Annotated in this window: 1 protein-coding gene; it reads left to right on the forward strand. The window is 29.5% G+C overall.

Annotation, left to right across the window (positions count from 1 at the left end):
• Nucleotides 1-222: 222 nt before the first annotated feature.
• On the forward strand, nt 223-1,161 hold a 939-nt coding region (gene mobV / locus J7M87_RS20365; protein WP_291654078.1), incomplete at its 3' end, for a MobV family relaxase.

A 1,161-nucleotide genomic window follows, 5' to 3' on the forward strand; every position in this document is an offset into this window, starting at 1 on the left:
CATAAAGTATATTGTGTTATACTTTACATGGAAGATTTGCCGTTTTATATCCCAAGTTGGGAGGTATTTACGGTGATTTGTCGTATTGGATATGGAGGTTTGCCGTATGATATTGAAGTTATCAATATTAGGTATTGATAAGGTCTATATTTGGTATTGATAACTTCAATATGCGAATCTTCCATGTAGAGTATGTTTTGGTTTGAAGGGAGTTAGTGAAAAATGAGTTATATGGTATGTCATTTCGGCAAATATAAATCAGGCAATGTATTTGGATTGCAGAAACATAATCAAAGAGAGAATGAAAATTATAGTAACATGGATATAGATAAAGCGAGAACGCCCTTAAATTACGATTTAGTTAATCAAGAGGATATAAACTACCTTAAGAGGGTAAAAACGATTATAGAGGCGAATAGAGCGTCTGAAAGGTCAATAAGAAAAGATGCAACTGTTTATTGTGAATGTATTATATCTTCAGATAGTGCTTTTTTTGAAAATTTAACTGAAGATAAACAAAAAGAGTTTTTTAAGAGTTCTTTAGATTATTTGAAAAATAAGATTGGTGAAGAGTTTATTATATCTGCTAATGTTCATCTTGATGAAACTACACCTCATATGCATGTTGGATTTGTTCCAATAATCGAAAATTCACTTTCAGCTAAAAAATTGATAGATAGAAAATTTCTTAGGGAAGTGCAGGATCAGTTACCTGCATATCTAAAAAATCTTGGTTTTGATATTCAAAGGGGTATTGAAAACTCAAAAAGAAGACATAAAGATACTAAGGAATTTAAAAAAGAGCTTGATAGAGAGCTTGAAAATGAGTACAAGGATATAAATGCTATAGAAAGCTATAAAAACGAATTAGAGGGCAAAATAGAGCAATTAAAGGCCCATTTAAATCAAAAGACAATTGAGTATGATAGGATAACTAAAACTTTAGATAAAAATAGCCTTGTTATGTATCAAATACAAGAAATGAAAGTTGAACCAGTTATGTTTTCATCAGATAAGGTCAAGATAGATAAAAGGGATTTTGAAAAATTAAAGGATAGTGCTTTGAAAGCTTATAATCAGCATAATTTATATGCTACGGTTTTAGATAGATTAAAAGAGCTTGATGAAAGTAAAAGATATTATTCAAAACAGTTAGATATA

It is taken from the genome of Clostridium sp., assembly GCF_017888565.1.
Classification (GTDB): Bacteria; Bacillota; Clostridia; order Clostridiales; family Clostridiaceae; genus Clostridium.